Source organism: Sphaerotilus sp., from assembly GCF_031429695.1.
Classification (GTDB): Bacteria; Pseudomonadota; Gammaproteobacteria; order Burkholderiales; family Burkholderiaceae_C; genus Sphaerotilus.
The window spans coordinates 13,477-28,714 of sequence record NZ_JANPAB010000039.1 but is presented as its reverse complement, the minus strand read 5'-3'; the positions used below and the strand labels follow the sequence as shown (position 1 = coordinate 28,714).

The 15,238-nt window shown below is 67.5% G+C and carries 16 protein-coding genes; 5 read left to right on the top strand and 11 right to left on the bottom strand.

The genetic code is table 11. The annotated features are described in order from the left end of the window. Nucleotides 1-171: 171 nt before the first annotated feature. Genes RMP06_RS07475 through RMP06_RS07455 form a run of 5 tightly spaced genes read left to right on the top strand, consistent with a single transcriptional unit; the run spans nucleotide 172 to nucleotide 2,890 of the window. Nucleotides 172-837 carry a tyrosine-type recombinase/integrase gene (locus tag RMP06_RS07475; protein ID WP_310461145.1) on the top strand — a complete coding sequence of 222 codons (666 nt, stop codon included), beginning with the start codon at nucleotides 172-174 and terminating at the stop codon, nucleotides 835-837. A 31-nt stretch (nucleotides 838-868) separates the two neighbouring features. Then, nucleotides 869-1,102 carry a CopG family transcriptional regulator gene (locus RMP06_RS07470; RefSeq protein WP_310461144.1) on the top strand — a complete coding sequence of 78 codons (234 nt, stop codon included), beginning with the start codon at nucleotides 869-871 and terminating at the stop codon, nucleotides 1,100-1,102. Next, complete coding sequence (locus RMP06_RS07465; protein WP_310461143.1) at nucleotides 1,099-1,539, top strand: TA system VapC family ribonuclease toxin; 441 nt, start codon at nucleotides 1,099-1,101, stop codon at nucleotides 1,537-1,539. The genes RMP06_RS07470 and RMP06_RS07465 overlap by 4 nt, the downstream gene beginning before the upstream one ends. A 50-nt stretch (nucleotides 1,540-1,589) precedes the next feature. Further along, nucleotides 1,590-2,237 (top strand): dihydrofolate reductase family protein, encoded by a 648-nt coding sequence (locus tag RMP06_RS07460; RefSeq protein WP_310461142.1) that lies wholly within the window; start codon nucleotides 1,590-1,592, stop codon nucleotides 2,235-2,237. Between the two features lie 11 nt (nucleotides 2,238-2,248). Further along, nucleotides 2,249-2,890: a trimeric intracellular cation channel family protein gene (locus RMP06_RS07455; protein ID WP_310461141.1), complete on the top strand. Its 642-nt coding sequence runs from the start codon at nucleotides 2,249-2,251 to the stop codon at nucleotides 2,888-2,890. 16 nt (nucleotides 2,891-2,906) lie between these two features. Here the strand turns inward: RMP06_RS07455 and RMP06_RS07450 are convergent, their stop codons facing one another. The 11 genes from RMP06_RS07450 to RMP06_RS07400 all read right to left on the bottom strand — a co-directional run bounded on the left by RMP06_RS07450 (nucleotide 2,907) and on the right by RMP06_RS07400 (nucleotide 15,237). Further along, complete coding sequence (locus RMP06_RS07450; protein WP_310461140.1) at nucleotides 2,907-5,984, bottom strand: efflux RND transporter permease subunit; 3,078 nt, start codon at nucleotides 5,982-5,984, stop codon at nucleotides 2,907-2,909. Next, entirely contained in the window at nucleotides 5,981-7,081 is a 1,101-nt protein-coding gene (locus RMP06_RS07445) for an efflux RND transporter periplasmic adaptor subunit (protein ID WP_310461139.1), read from the bottom strand. The genes RMP06_RS07450 and RMP06_RS07445 overlap by 4 nt, the downstream gene beginning before the upstream one ends. Nucleotides 7,082-7,089: 8 nt before the next feature. Beyond that, nucleotides 7,090-8,478 carry an efflux transporter outer membrane subunit gene (locus tag RMP06_RS07440; protein ID WP_310461138.1) on the bottom strand — a complete coding sequence of 463 codons (1,389 nt, stop codon included), beginning with the start codon at nucleotides 8,476-8,478 and terminating at the stop codon, nucleotides 7,090-7,092. Between the two features lie 112 nt (nucleotides 8,479-8,590). Further along, nucleotides 8,591-10,072, bottom strand: coding sequence for a TRAP transporter large permease (locus tag RMP06_RS07435; protein WP_310461137.1), 1,482 nt, complete (start codon nucleotides 10,070-10,072; stop codon nucleotides 8,591-8,593). After that, nucleotides 10,069-10,590 carry a TRAP transporter small permease subunit gene (locus tag RMP06_RS07430; protein WP_310461136.1) on the bottom strand — a complete coding sequence of 174 codons (522 nt, stop codon included), beginning with the start codon at nucleotides 10,588-10,590 and terminating at the stop codon, nucleotides 10,069-10,071. Before RMP06_RS07430 ends, RMP06_RS07435 begins: the two co-directional genes overlap by 4 nt. Nucleotides 10,591-10,704: 114 nt before the next feature. After that, on the bottom strand, nucleotides 10,705-11,316 hold the full coding sequence (locus tag RMP06_RS07425) for a response regulator transcription factor (RefSeq protein WP_310461135.1): 612 nt from the start codon (nucleotides 11,314-11,316) through the stop codon (nucleotides 10,705-10,707). Continuing rightward, complete coding sequence (locus RMP06_RS07420; protein WP_310461134.1) at nucleotides 11,294-12,745, bottom strand: cache domain-containing protein; 1,452 nt, start codon at nucleotides 12,743-12,745, stop codon at nucleotides 11,294-11,296. The genes RMP06_RS07425 and RMP06_RS07420 overlap by 23 nt, the downstream gene beginning before the upstream one ends. Before the next feature lie 11 nt (nucleotides 12,746-12,756). Further along, nucleotides 12,757-13,107, bottom strand: coding sequence for a protein tyrosine phosphatase family protein (locus RMP06_RS07415; RefSeq protein ID WP_310461133.1), 351 nt, complete (start codon nucleotides 13,105-13,107; stop codon nucleotides 12,757-12,759). Between the two features lie 22 nt (nucleotides 13,108-13,129). Next, complete coding sequence (locus tag RMP06_RS07410; RefSeq protein ID WP_310461132.1) at nucleotides 13,130-13,576, bottom strand: GatB/YqeY domain-containing protein; 447 nt, start codon at nucleotides 13,574-13,576, stop codon at nucleotides 13,130-13,132. A gap of 91 nt (nucleotides 13,577-13,667) precedes the next feature. Further along, nucleotides 13,668-13,880 (bottom strand): 30S ribosomal protein S21, encoded by a 213-nt coding sequence (gene rpsU, locus RMP06_RS07405; RefSeq protein ID WP_179635735.1) that lies wholly within the window; start codon nucleotides 13,878-13,880, stop codon nucleotides 13,668-13,670. Between the two features lie 145 nt (nucleotides 13,881-14,025). After that, on the bottom strand, nucleotides 14,026-15,237 hold the full coding sequence (locus RMP06_RS07400) for a BaiN/RdsA family NAD(P)/FAD-dependent oxidoreductase (protein WP_310461131.1): 1,212 nt from the start codon (nucleotides 15,235-15,237) through the stop codon (nucleotides 14,026-14,028). Between the last annotated feature and the right edge of the window lies 1 nt (nucleotide 15,238).

The following is a 15,238-nucleotide window of genomic DNA, read 5'->3' as shown; positions in this document are numbered from 1 at the left end:
GCAGGTGGTGGAGTTGCAGGTGCGGGCCGCAGTGCTCAACCGCTTCACCCACTTGGGCACCCCGGTGACGCGGGCTGTGGCGTAACTCCGTCTGGGGTCAGGGGAAACTCAGCCTCGGCTGGGTTATGCAACAAAGCCCTGCTGCGGGACAAGGGATTGTCGAGATCGAGTTTGAACCAGTATGGGTGTGCCTACCGGTTTTTCTACGGCAAGGTATTGGGGCTGGACGATTCGGCGTTTTATGTGCCGCTGGCCAAGGCGCCGCAGAAGCTGCCGGAGATACTCTCGCGGGAGGAGCTTGGCATGCTGTTCGAGGCGGCAGGGCATGACAAGGCGAGGGCGTTCCTGAAGGTGGCGTACGGCACGGGGCTGAGGCTGACGGAGGTGTGCCATCTGCAGGTGCGTGACATCGATAGCCACGCGGACCGGATGTGCTTGAGGGTAGAGCAAGGCAAAGGAGCCAAGGACCGGTACGTGCCGTTGAGCGAGGACGTGCTGGGGGTTCTGCGCGGGTGGTGGCGCCAGACGAGGCCCGAGCGGTGGTTGTTCAGCGCGCCCCGCGACGCACGTCAGGCGATGGACGGGCTCAATGCCCAGCGGTGGTACCGGAGCGCGTGCCTGCGAGCGGGGATCACCAAGCACGGCGGGATCCACACGTTGCGCCACTGCTATGCGACGCACCTGCTCGAAGCGGGAGTGGACCTGTACAGCCTGCAGCAGTGGGCGGTGTCTTCGATTCAGTGCGTGAGTCAATTGCAAACGCGGCAGAGAATGATGCCTAACCATTCGCTCAACCTGACACTTTGCGGCGGCCCATGCTATACAGATGATGCGTGATGTATGATGCGACGCATCAGGAGCAAGCATCATGCGCACTACCCTCGCCATAGACGACGACATCCTCGCCACTGCCAAGCATCTCGCCGAGCGTGATCGGAAGAGCTTGGGAGAAGTGATCTCCACACTGGCTCGGCAGGGTCTGTCGATGGGCTCTCGTACTGCACGAACCGAGCGCAACGGTGTGCCGCTGCTGTCGAGCCGACGCGGGGCTGCCCCGGTTACACCGGAGTTCGTCAACCAACTGCGTGACGAACTGCCGTGACCGTGTACCTGTTGGACGTCAACGTCCTGATTGCACTGGTCGATCCAGCACACATCCAGCACGACCAAGCCCACGATTGGTTCGCCCGGATCGGTCGCAGAGGCTTTGCAACTTGCCCACTTACCGAAAACGGCCTCATCCGAATCATCGGGCACCCCAAGTACCCGAATTCTCCTGGTCCACCCAGCGTTGTGCTTCAGTCTCTGATCACGATTCGCGGCTTGCCTGGTCACAAGTTCTGGCCTGACGCCATCAGCATCTGCGACGCGGAGTTCTTCGCACCCGAACTGCTCACCAGCCACTCGCGCGTCACGGACAGCTACCTGCTCGCACTCGCCCACGCAAACGGAGGGCGTCTCGCAACGATGGATCTGAAGTTGGCCACAGAGGTCGTGCCCGGTGGGAAGAAGGCACTTGAACTCATCCAGCCGAGCTGATGCCTAACCCTTCCATCGAAGCGACAGCCACCAGCCTACCGAGAACCACCATGTCCAAGCTTCGCGTAGAGAGTTTCACCATTTCACTCGACGGCTTCGGCGCTGGCCCGGACCAGGACATCAACAACCCGCTCGGCGTGGGCGGCCCCTCGCTGCACGGCTGGGCCTTGTCCACACGCACGTTTCAGAAGAACGTGTTCGGCAGCGATGGCGGAGCAGCGGGTCTCGACGATGAGTTTGCCGCCCGAGGCTTTCAGAACATCGGCGCCTGGATTCTCGGCAGGAACATGTTCGGGCCGGTTCGCGGGCCTTGGCCAGACGAGAGCTGGCGGGGTTGGTGGGGCGAGAATCCCGTCTACCACGTCCCAGTGTTCGTGCTGACCCACCACCCACGCGCACCGCTGGTCATGGAAGGCGGCACGACCTTCCACTTCGTGACGGAAGGCATTGCCGCCGCCCTGGCGCAAGCGCGCGCAGTGGCCGCAGGCAAGGATGTTCGTCTTGGTGGCGGCGTCAGCGTCATTCAGCAATGTCTCCGCCAACGCCTGATCGACGAGATGCACATCGCCATTTCGCCGGTCCTGCTTGGCGCGGGTGAAAGACTCTTTGAAGGCGTCAACCTTCCTGCCCTGGGCTACGCCTGCACCAGGCACGAAAGCTCGCCACTGGCCACGCACGTCGTTCTCGCTCGGCAGTGAATCGCCCCGACATGTCGGCGCGACTGACCGCCATCGAACCCGTTGCAGTCCTCTACGCCCTCGACCTGTTCGGCGTCGCCGTCTTCGCCGCCAGCGGCGCCCTGGCCGGCATCGCCGCGCAACTCGACCTGCTCGGCATCCTGGTCCTCGCCTCCATTACCGCCGTCGGTGGTGGCACCCTGCGCGATGTCCTGCTGGGCGCGCATCCCATCTTCTGGATCAAGGACTCCGGCCCGCTCTACACGGTCATCGCCGCCACCGCTGCCACGCTGGTCTGGGTCCATTTCCGGCCCATCCCGCTGAACGCGCTGCTCACCGCTGACGCGCTCGGCCTCGCCCTGTTCGCCATCTCCGGCGCGCAGGTCGCCGAGAAAGCTGGATGCCGACCGCTGGTGATCGTCCTCATGGGCACGCTGAGCGGCGCCGGGGGCGGGGTGGTGCGCGACGTGCTGTCTGCCAAGGTGCCGCTCATCTTCCGGCAGGACATCTACGCCTCTTCCGCCATCGCCGGCATCGTGGTCTACCTGCTGCTGCGGGCGGCCAAGGCGTCGACGGGCGCCGCGTTCGCCGCCGGATTCGTCACCGTCGCTGCCACCCGGCTGGCCGCCATCGCGCTGGACCTGCGCCTGCCGGTTTTCTCGCTGCCGCCGTGACAGCAACGCCAGCCCATCACACCACCGGCACCGATCGGCCCTTGCGCCGCAACAGCCGCCCCACCAGCCCCATCCCGTCGTCCACATAGCTGAACACGACCGGAATCACCAGCAGGCTCAGGAACGTGGACGTGATCAGCCCACCGATCACCACGATGGCCATCGGTGCCCGGAAGCTCGGATCGACCCCCAGCCCCAGCGCGATCGGCATCATCCCCGCACCCATCGCGATCGTCGTCATGATGATCGGCCGCGCCCGCTTGCGGCAGGCGTCGAGCACGGCATCCCAGCGGTTCAGGCCGTGGTCACGCCGCGCCAGCACGACGTAATCGACCAGCAGGATCGAGTTCTTCGTCGCGATGCCCATCAGCATGATCAGGCCGATCATCGACGGCATCGACAGCGCCGTGTGCGTGACGAACAGCGCCAGGAACGCGCCCGGGATCGACATCACCAGCGCCGCCAGGATCGTCACCGGCTGGATGAAGTCCTTGAACAGCAGCACCAGCACGATGTAGATGCACAGCACGCCCGTCAGCATCGCCAGCGAGAAACTCTGGAACAGCTCGGCCATCGCTTCGGCGTCGCCCACCGTCGTCTGCATCACGCCGGGGGGCAACTGCTGCAGGCTCGGCAGCGCCTGCGCCAGCCGCTCGACCTCGCCCAGCGGCACGCCGTTCAGCTCGATCTCGAAGTTGATGTTGCGCTGGCGGTCGTAGCGGTCGATCTGCGCCGGGCCGCTCGCCATCTCCAGCGTCGCCACGCTCGACAGCGGCACCGGCCCGCGTGTACCCGGCACCGGCAATCGGCTGAGCAGCTCCAGATCCGCCCGCGCCTCGGCCGGCAGCCGCACGACGATCGGCACCTGCCGCTGCGACAGGTTCAGCTTCGCCAGTGACTGGTCATAGTCGCCGCTGGTCGCCACGCGCAGGGTGTCGGCGATGGCAGCAGTGGTCACGCCCAGGTCGGCCGCCCGCGCCGCGTCCGGCCGCACGATCAGCTCCGGCCGCACGAGGCTGGAGGTGGAGGCGACGTTGCCAATGCCCGGGATGCCGCGCAGCTCGCGCTCCACCACCTTGGCGTGCTCGGCCAGCGCCGCGCCGTTCTCGCTGGCGAGCACGAGGATGTACTTCTCGCTGGAGCCGCCGAAGCCGACCTTCACCCGCGCCCCCGGCAGCACCTCGACGAGCTTGCGCAATTCACCTTCGATGTCCTGCTTGCTCACGCCGGGGCGCTGGTTGCGGTGCGTCATGTTGATCGTCAGCACAGCCTTGGTCACGCTCGCAGCCCCCTGCGGCGCGAACGGATCGGCGCCTGCCGCCCCACCGCCGATGGCCGTGTAGACCAGCTTGACGTGCGGGTGCTGGATGACCAGTTGCCGCGCCTGCTCGGCCAGCGCACGGGTTTCCTTCAGCGTCGAGCCGGGCGGCAGGTTGATCGTCACCTGCGTCTGCGACAGGTCATCGGGCGGGATGAAGCCGGTCGGCAGATACGGCACCAGCGCGAACGAGCCGACAAAAAACGCGGTCGTCGCCAGTGTCGTGACGATGCGGTGCTTCAGGCACCAGCGGGCCAGGCGCAGGTACCACGCCATCCAGCCGGGTTCCTTCTCCGCGTGCTTCGGCGGGCGCAGCAGGTAGGCGGCCATCATCGGCGTCAGCATCCGCGCCACCACCAGCGAGAAGAACACCGCGATCGCCGCCGTCCAGCCGAACTGCACGAAGAATTTCCCCGGGATACCGCTCATGAACGCGGTCGGCAGGAACACCGCGATCAGCGTGAACGTCGTGGCGATCACCGCCATGCCGATCTCGTCGGCGGCCTCCATCGCCGCTTCGAACGGGGTCTTGCCCATCGCGAGGTGGCGCATGATGTTCTCGATCTCGACGATGGCATCGTCCACCAGGATGCCCACCACCAGCGACAGGCTCAGCAGCGTCACCACGTTGACCGTGAAGCCCAGCAGGTACATCGCCGCAAACGTCGGGATCACCGACAGCGGCAGCGCGATCGCCGACACCAGCGTCGCCCGCCAGTCGCGCAGGAAGAACCACACCACGATCACCGCCAGGACCGCGCCCTCGTAGAGCAGCAGCATCGAGCCGTCGTAGCCCTCCTGCACCGGATCGACGAAGTTGAACGCCTCGGTGAAGGTGATTTCCGGGTGGGCCTTGCGCAGCGCCTCGACCCGGCGGCGCACGTCCGCCGCGATCGCCACTTCGCCCGCGCCCTTGGAGCGCGTGATCTCGAAGCCGACCACCGGCTTGCCGTCCAGCAGCGCGACTGCCCGCTGTTCCGCCACCGTGTCGGTGACGCGGGCGATCTGGTCGAGCCGCACCCGCCGGCCGTCCGACAGCGCGATCTCCAGCCGCCCGAGTTCCTCCGCGCTCTGCACGGTGGCGAGCGTGCGCACCGCTTGTTCGGCGCCGCCCACGTCGCTGCGTCCGCCGGGCGCGTCCTGCTGGATCTGGCGCAACTGGCGCGACACGTCCGACGCGGTGGCGTTGAGCGCGAGCAACTGCGCCGGGTCGAGTTCGATGCGCACCTCCCGCGTCACCCCGCCCACCCGCGACACCGCGCCGACACCGCGCACCGACAGCATCTGCTTGGCGATCGTGTTGTCCACGAACCAGCTCAGCGCCTCGTCGTCCATCCGGTCGGAGGCGACGGTGTAGGTCAGGATCGGCGTGCCGGCCAGGTCCATCTTCTGGATGACCGGGTCGCGCAGGTCGCCCGGCAGGTCCGAGCGCACGCGGGCGACCGCGTCGCGCACGTCGTCCACCGCCTCCTGCGTGGGTTTCTCCAGGCGGAATTCGACCGTCACCGTCACCGCGCCGTCGCTGACCAGTGTGTAGATGTGCTTGACGCTCTTCAACGTGGCGACGGCGTTTTCGAGCTTGCGGGCGACCTCGGTTTCGAGCTGCGCAGGGGCGGCACCGGGCAGGGCGGCCGTGACCGAGACGGTCGGCAGGTCGATGTCGGGGAAGTTCTGGATCGTCATCGCCCGGAAGCCCATCAGGCCGGCGAGCGTGAGCAGGATGAACAGCAGGATCGCCGGGATCGGGTTGCGGATCGACCAGGAGGAGACGTTCATGGCTTGGCTCCCGCAGTAGCCGCCACCACCTTGACGAGATCCCCGTCGGCGAGGAAGCCCCCGCCGCTGGCGACAACCTGCGCCGCCGCGTCCAGCCCGCCCGTGACCTCGACACGCTCACCCAGGCGCCGGCCCGTCTGCACCTTGGTCTGCAGCACGCGGTTGTCCTTGCCGAGCCGGAAGACATAGCTGTAGCCGTCGCGCAGCAGCACCGCCGTCTGCGGCAGCGTCAGCGCGCTCGACTGGCCGATGGCGAACTCGCCACGCGCGAACATGCCCGGCCGCGCCGTGCTGCCTGCACTGGCGGCGGGCAGATCGACGTAGACGAGGCCGTTGCGCGTGGTCGGATCGACGGTCGGCGCGAGCAGGCGCACCTTGGCGTCGATCGCGCTGCCGCCGGCGGGCACGACCTTGACCGCCATGCCCGGCTGCACGCGGTGCATGTCGGCGGCGGGCACTTCGGCGCGCCACTCCAGCCGGCCTTGGCGGATCAGCCGGAACAGCTCCTGCCCCGGTTGCGCGATGGCGCCCATCGTGGCGAGCCGGGCGCTGATGATCCCGTCGTCGGGCGCCTTCAGCGTGGTCTGGTTCAGTCGCAGCGTGTCGGCGGCGAGGCGGGCCTTCAGCGACTGCAGCCGGGCCTTGGCGGTGGCTTCGCCGGTGGTGTATTGCTGGATTTGCTGCGCGCTCAGGGCACCGCTGGGTTGCAGGGCGCGGGCGCGTTCGGCGTTGGCCTGCGCTTCGGCGAGCGTGGCTTCCGCTTCGGCGAGGCCGGCTTTCGTCGCGGCGAGGTCGGCGGCGAGGGTGTCGCCCTGCAAGCGCGCCAGCACCTGGCCTTTCTTCACCCGGTCGCCGATCTGGACGTTGACCTCGACCAGCCGCAGCCCCTGGGTTTCCGCGCCGATGACGACTTCCTGCCAGGCGCTGACGTTGCCGTTGGCGGCGAGCGATTGCGGGAGCGTGCCGGATTGCGGCGTGGTGACGGCGACGGTCAGCGCGGCTTTCGGGGGGGCGGAGGCGGGTGCGTCGGCGGCTTGTGCGGACAAGGCCGTGAGCAGCAGCGTCAGCGTGACGGGGGCAAGGAGGCGTTGGGTCATGGCGGTTGTCACGATGGGGTGTTGTTCTCACGGGTCCAGCCACCGCCGACGGCGCGGTACAGGCTGATCCAGGCACTGACCTGCTCGCGCTGCAAGGCCAGCAGCGTCGATTCGGCCGAGAGCGTCAGGCGGCGGGCATCCTCGGTCTCGATCACGCTGGCCGAGCCGAGCCGGGCGCGTTCCTCGGTGCTGACGAGGAAGCTGCGCAGGCCCTCGGCAGCGGTGCGGGCGTCGGCTTCGCGGCGGTGGCTGGCGTCGAGCCGCAGCAGGGCTTCCTCGACCTCGCGCACCGCCTGCCGCAGCTTCAGCGCGTAGCCGGCGCGGGCCTCGTCATAGCGGGCGCGGGCGGCGTCGGCCTGCGCTTGCAATCTGCCCCGGTTGAAGATGGGCAGCGACAGGTTCGGCCCGAAGCCCCAGGTCAGGGCGTCCGAGGTGCTGCCGCCCGTGCGCACCAGCCCGATGCCGAGGTTGCCGCCGATCGTCAACTGCGGCCAGCGCGCCGCCTCGGCCACGCCCACGTCGGCGGCGCTGGCCTGCAACTCGCGCTCGGCAGCGGCAAGGTCCGGCCGCTGCGCCAGCGTCGCGGCAGGCAGCGTGGTCAGTGCGAATGCGGCGGGTTGCGGCAGCCGGGCGTTGCGGGTGGCGAGCCGTTCGCGCAAGGCGGGTTCCTCGGCGCCGGTCAGCAGCACCAGCGCCTTCACCAGCAAGGCGCATTCGGTCTGCTGCGCGGTCACGCGGTCACGGGCCTGTGCGGCCGAGGCCTGGGCCAGCTTGGCGTTGGCGGGCGCCTCGAAGCCGACGTCCGCTTTCTTCTGCACCAGTGCGCTGCTGCGGCCGAGCGAGTCGGCTTCGCGGGTGAAGAGCGCCACCGCCGCCTCGCAGGCGCGCAAGCCGATGTAGGTCTGCGCCACTTCGGCCGCGAGCGACACGCGGGCCTCGTGCCAGCCGAGTTCTGCCTGCTCGGCACGGGCACGGGCTGCTGTCACACCTTGGCGCACGCCACCGAACAGGTCAATCTCCCAGCCCGCATCGACGATGGCGCTGGTCTGGCTGACGGGGTTGAAGCCGGTGGCGGCGCCGGAGCTGCGCTGTGCCTGCACGTTCGCGCCGACTGTCGGCCAGCCGGCAGAGGCGGCAACTCGCTGGCCAGCCCGCGCTTGCTGGATGCGGGCCAGCGCCTGTGCGAGCACCGGATGGGCGGCCTGCGCCTCGTCGATCAGCACGGGCAGCAGCGGGTCATCGAACTGCGTCCACCAGGACACGAGCCGGCCGGGGTCGCCCGCGTGCGGCAGCGGGGCGTGCCAGACGGGGGTGGTGGCTGCGACCGACACCGGGGGCGGCAGCGGCTTCGGGGTGCTGCATCCCGCCAGCAGTCCGAGGCCGGCGACCGCGAGCACAGCGGATCGAGGGAAACGAAAGGAAAAAGGGGCACGCATTCCGTGAGCTTATCAACGAATGCGTACCCCCGCAGGACAGCACCGCGGGCGCTGTCCGAACCCCGGTCAGGGATTATTTTTTCTCGCCCTCCATCGCCTTGATGGCCTCGTCATTGCTGTTGGACTTGGTGCCCATGTCCACCTGCTGCAGCAGCTCAGTGGCCTGGCTCTCGTCCACCACGACCGGCTTGTCGAGGAAGGACGTCACCGTCGCCGGGAAGAAGATCACGATCACCACCAGCACGAGCTGCATCAGCACCCACGGGATCGAACCCAGGTAGATGTCCTTGGACTCGACCTTGTGCGGGATGGCGCCGTTCTTGAACAGCGTGTCCGAGATGCCGCGCAGGTAGAACAGCGCGAAGCCGAACGGCGGGTGCATGAACGAGGTCTGCATGTTCACGCACAGCAGCACGCCGAACCAGACCAGATCAATCCCCAGCTTGTCCGCCACCGGCCCCAGCATCGGCAGGATGATGAAGGCGATCTCGAAGAAGTCGAGGAAGAAGGCCAGGAAGAAGATGAACACGTTGACCACGAGCAGGAAGCCCACCTGTCCGCCGGGCAGGCCCGACAGCAAGTGTTCGATCCAGATGCCGCCGTCCACACCCTGGAACACCAGCGAGAACACCCGCGAGCCGATCAGGATGAACACCACCATCGCGGTCAGCCGCATCGTGCCGAGGATGGCTTCCTTGAGCAAGACCCAGCTCAACCGCCGATGGATGGCTGCCAGCAGGATGCCGCCCATCGCGCCCATCGCGCCCGCTTCGGTCGGTGTGGCGATGGCCGTGTTCATGCCCGGCAGGCCGCCCATGCTGCCCAGCACGGCGAAGATCAGGATGGCCGACGGAATGATGCCGCGCAGGCACTTCTTCCACAGCGCCCAGCCCTGCAGCGTGCGCGCTTCCTTGGGGACACCCGGGACCCATTCAGGCCTGAAGCGTGCCACCAGGAAGGTGTAGAGCAGGAAGATCAGGATCTGCAGGATCGACGGACCCCACGCACCCTTGTACATGTCGCCCACCGGCTTGCCGAGCTGGTCGGCCATGATGACCAGCACCAGCGATGGCGGCACCAACTGCGTGATCGTGCCGGACGCGGCCAGCACGCCAGTCGCGTAGCGCATGTTGTAGCCGTAACGCATCATCACCGGCAGCGAGATCATCGCCATCGCGATCACCTGGCCGGCGACAGTCCCGGTGATGGCGCCGAGGATGAAGCCGACGATGATGACCGAGTAGCCCAGGCCGCCGCGCACGGGGCCGAAAAGCTGGCCCATCGAGTCGAGCATGTCCTCGGCGAGGCCGCATTTCTCCAGCAGCGCCCCCATCAGCGTGAAGAAGGGAATCGCCAGCAGCAGGTCGTTGGACAGGATGCCGAAGACGTTGAGCGGCAGGTTCGACAGGAAGGCCTGCTGGAACCAGCCCATGTGGACCGCGTACAGACCGCAGCCCAGGCCCAGCGTGGCCAGTGAAAATGCGACCGGAAACCCGATCAGCATGATGAGGATGAGCCCCAGGAACATCAGGGGCGGGAAGTGCTCCATGCTCATTGCAGGGGCCTTTCGTAGTGGGTGTCCATTTCGTACCGGTGGGTGAGCCAGCCGATGCGCTTGACGATCTCGGCCAATGCCTGCAGCCAGACCAGCCCGAAGCCGATCGGCAGCATCAGCACCGCCGGCCAGCGGATCAGGCCGCCGGCGTTGTTGGACATCTCACCAGAGTGGAACTTGCCGAGAAACAGATCCCACGTCATCCAGGCCAGCATCCCGATCACCGGCAGCAGGAACACCACCAGTCCGAACAGGTCCACCCACACCTGCCCGCGGCTGGTCAGGCGGCCGTACAGCAGATCGACCCGGACATGCTCATTGACCCGCAGCACCTGCGCTGCGCCCAGCATCACGCAGGCGGCAAAGAGATACCACTGGATTTCCAGCCAGCCATTGGAGCTGTTGTTGAAGAAGTAGCGGATCACGGCATTGCCGGCGCTGATCACGCACGAGGCGAGCACGGCCCATTTCGCCAGCCAGCCGAACCCATCGGTCAGGCGGTCGATGGCGCGGGCCAAGGAGAGTAGATGATTGAACACGGCAGAAAACCCAGATTGGAAGCCGCTATCACACTCGAAAACCCTGATTTGGCACATCGGGTCTTACGACTACGCAGCACTACGCACTGGGTGCTATGCACTGCGGCAATGCTCGACCGCGTAGCGGATCAGCTCCGCCTGGCCCTCGATCCGCAGCTTGCGGCGGATGTTCTGCCGGTGGGTCTCGACGGTGCGCACGCTGAGGTCGTGGTCGGCGGCGATCTGCTTGCTGGACAGGCCACGTGCCAGGCAGTTGAGGATCTCGGCCTCGCGCTCGGACAGCAGCGGACGCGGCCCGTCGCTGCGCACCACCGGGCGGGCCACGCCCGCGCTGAGGAAGGTGCCGCCCGCCGCCACGGCCGCGATGGCCTCGACGATGTCGGACGACGGCGCATCCTTGAGCACATACCCGCTGGCCCCTGCCTGCATCGCCTGGTGCACGTATTCGGGGTTGTCGTACATGCTCAGCACGATCACGGCGGTCTCGGGCCACTGCGCACGGATCTGGGTGGTGAGCGCAATGCCGTTGGTGTGCTTCATTCCGATGTCGGTCAGCACGAGTTGCGGATGCAGCGTGGCGACCAGCTCCAGCGCCGTGGCGGCATCGGGCGCCTCGCCGACCACTGCATGGCCGGGCTGGCCCTGGATCAGCGTGCGCACGCCTTCGCGCACGAGGGGATGGTCATCGACGAGCAGGATGCGCATGGAGGGCAGGGATCTGGTGGGTAAAACGCCGCAGGGCCTCGGCGGGCAACTGGGCGATGACCCGGGTGGAGCCGGGACGCGAATGGACCTTGAAAACCCCGCCGACCGACTCGACCCGCTCGCGCATGTTGCGCAGGCCGATGCCGCGCCGTGGATCAGCGCCGATGGCGGCCACGTCGAAGCCGGCGCCATCGTCCGCCACCGACAGCCGCACGCCCCCGGCCAGAAAGATCAGCCGCAGATCGACACGGCCGGCGCGCGCGTGCTTGTCGATGTTGGTCAGCGCCTCCTGCGTCATGCGGAACAGGACGGTCTTGATCTCTTCGGGCAGGTCGTCGGCGCGGCCGTGCATCCGCATGAAGAAGGCCATTTCGGCGTGCTCGGCGAATTCCTCGCCGAGGTGGCGCAGCGCGCTGGGCAGGCCAAGCGTGTCGAGCACCACGGGCCGCAGCCGGTGCGAGATGTCGCGCACCTCGGTGAGCGCCTCGTCGATGCGGGCGCGGGCCTGCGCCAGGGTGGCCGGCAGCGGCTGCAGCGTGCGGGCAAGCTGGCCGATGGCGCTGTCCATCAGCAGCTTGATCGAGACCAGGGTCTGGCTGGTGGAGTCGTGCAGTTCGCGTGAGAGGTGGGCACGCTCGTTTTCCTGCGACTGCACCACCTGGCGGGCGAGCAGTTGCAGTTGTGCGTCGGCAGCGCGGTATTCGCTGAGGTTGAGCGCCAGCGCGCTGCCGCCCACCAGGATCAGCGCGAGCAGGGCGATGCTGGCAATCCAGCCCATGGTCTTGGCGATGTTGGCGCTGCCTTGCTGGTCGAGCTGGTCGAGGGTGGCCTGCACGTCGTCCAGGTAGATGCCGGTGCCGACCATCCAGCCCCAGCGCTGCAGCCCGATGACATAGCCGAGCTTGGGCGCCACGCGCTTCACGGTGGGCTTGTTCCAGACGTAGCGGAAAAATCCCTGACCCTCCCGGGCCTTGGCCACCAGGGCCTGCACCACCGGGCGCCCGTCGCGGTCGCGGATTTCCCAGAGGTTCTGCCCGACCAGGTCGGGCTGGTGCGGCAGCACGAGGCAACGGCCACTGTATTCGTAGGCGAAGAAGTAGCCGTCGCCACCGTCGTAGTCGAAATCATTGAGTATGCGGATCGCCTCGGCCTTGGCGGCGGCGTCGTTGCGGCCGGAGTCGTAGACGGGCGCGACCATGTTCATCGCCATCTCGACGTGGTGGCGCAGCTCGGCTTCCTTGCTGGCGAGGTAAGCGGATTCGACCAGCGCCCGTTCCTGGCGGGCCAGATCCAGCGCCTGGTGGCGCACGGCCAGGGCGATCAGCAGCAGCGCTGCCAGCAGCGGCAGCACGGCCAGCAGCAGGATCTTCTTGCGCAGGCGCCGCGGGCCGAGCGGCTCCGCGGCGGGGTGGTAGTCCGGCGCCGACACCGGCGCCGTCCTCAGCTTGCCTGGACGGCTGCGGCGTAGAGCCGGGTCGAGCGCGCACCGCTGCGGCAGAAGCACAGCAGCGGATGCGGCATCGCGGCGATCAGCTCGGCGAAGCGAGCGATCTCGTCCGGACTCTGGTAGCCGCCGGCCACCGGCAGGTGCGCGTACTGCAGGCCTGCGGCCAGTGCGGCCGCTTCGATGGCAGCGTTGGTCGGCTGGTCTGGACCGTGCTCGAAGTCAGGGCGGTTGTTGATCACGCTGCGAAAGCCGGCGGCAGCGGCCTCCGCCATGGCGGCGGGGCTGAGCTGCGGGGCGACGCAGACATCGGCGGCAATGCGCTGGATCGGCAGGGAAGTGCTCATGTGGGTGCTCCGGAAGGTGCCGTCATTGTGTCAGCGCGCGCTTCACGGCGGCCGAGACCAGTCCCATGTCGGCGTTGCCGGCCAGACGCTGCTTGACCGCGCCCATGACCTTGCCCATGTCGCCGGGGCCGGTGGCGCCCAGTTCGGTGACGATGGCCCGCACGGCCGCGTCCACTTCGTCGGCGCTCAGGCGCTTGGGCAGATAGGCTTCGAGCACCACGAGTTCGGCGCTTTCCTTGTCCGCCAGGTCCATGCGAGCGGCCGCGGTGAACTGGGTGATCGAGTCCTTGCGCTGCTTGATCAGCTTGTCGACGATGGCGACCACGTCGGCATCGGTGAGCGTCACGCGCTCGTCGATTTCCCTCTGCTTGCATGCCGACAGCAGCAGGCGGACCGTGCCCAGGCGGGCCGTGTCCTTGGCGCGCATGGCGGTCTTCATGTCTTCGGTGATCTGGTCCTTGAGGCTCATGGGGGTTCCTGGCGTGGGGGCATGGAGGCGTGGGAAAAAGAAAAAACCCGCTACGGCGTCCCGTGCGGGTTTTGTGCAGGTCAGGCCTGACTCAGTACAGCCGCTTGGGCAGCTGCATGGAGCGCACGCGCTTGTAGTGGCGCTTGACGGCAGCAGCCTTCTTGCGCTTGCGCTCAGCCGTGGGCTTTTCGTAGAACTCGCGAGCGCGCAGGTCAGGCAGCAGGCCCAACTTTTCGATGGTGCGCTTGAAGCGACGCAGTGCTACGTCGAACGGCTCGTTTTCCTTGACTCGGATGGTCGTCATGAACTGAAAGATCCTTCGGTTATGCCCTCGGTGGCCGACGCGGGGTTCCGGAAACCCTGGTGCCGCCGACTCGAACAGGCTTCTTTGCCAGCAAAGCCTTGGATTATAGGTGAGTTTGCTGGAGCTGGTGAATCTTCATCTTCAATCAGCTTGTTGTGCAGGCATCCGCGCAGGCGGCGGCGCTGGCCCAGGCCCACTGGAAGTTGTAGCCGCCCAGCCAGCCCGTCACATCGACGACCTCGCCGATGAAGTGCAGTCCTGGCACACGCTTGCTCTCCAGCGACTGCGAGCTGAGTTCGCGGGTGTCTACGCCGCCGGCCATGACCTCGGCCTTTTTCCAGCCCTCGTCGCCAGTCGGTGCCACGTCCCAGGCGCGGGCGCGCTGAGCGACGGCTTGCAGATCCTTGTCCTTGCAGTCAGGCATCGGGCGCTGAGCCTCCAGGCCGGCACCCTGCAACCAGGCTTCGGCGAGCCGCGTGGGCAGCAGGGCAGCGAACTCGTTGCCGAGTTGGCGCCGTGACGACTGCTTGGCGGCCAGCAGCCGGGTGCCGAGATCGATGCCTGGTGCGAGGTCGATCTGCAGCGGCTGGCCGGGGCGCCAGAAGCTGGAGATCTGCAGCACGGCCGGCCCGCTCAGGCCGCGGTGCGTGAACAGCAGGTCTTCGAGGAAGGTGGTGCGCGCCTTGCCGCTGCCGGTCGAGATGCCGACGGGCAGCGCCACGCCCGACAGCGCCGCAAACGGCGCCCACTGCACCGGATCGAAGGTCAGCGGCACCAGCGCCGGCCGCGGCTCGATGACCGCATGGCCGAACTGTTTCGCGATGCGCAGGCCGAAATCGGTCGCGCCGATCTTGGGTACCGGCAGGCCACCGGTGGCGATCACCAGCCGGGGCGCCTGCACGGGTCCGGCCTCGGTATCCAGTTCGAATCCGCCCGTTTCACTGCTGCGCTGCCGGATGGCCTTGACGGCACACGGCTGGCGCCGCACCACGCCACCCGCGTCGCATTCGCGCAGCAGCATCGTGATCAGGTCTTCGGCGCTGCGGTCGCAGAAGAGCTGGCCCTTGTGCTTCTCGTGGAAGGCGATGCCGTGGCGCCGGACCAGCTCGGTGAAGTCGCCCGGCGTGTAGCGGGCCAGCGCCGAGCGGCTGAAGTGGGGGTTGTCCGAGAGGAAGTTCGCGTGCGTGACGTCGCGGTTGGTGAAGTTGGCGCGCCCGCCGCCGGAGATGCGGATCTTCTCGGCGATCTTCGGGCTGTGGTCGAGCAGCAGCACACGCTGGCCATGTTGTCCGGCACGACCGGCGCAAAAAAGGCCGGCGGCGCCGGCCCCGACGATGACAACGTCAAAGGTTTCCATG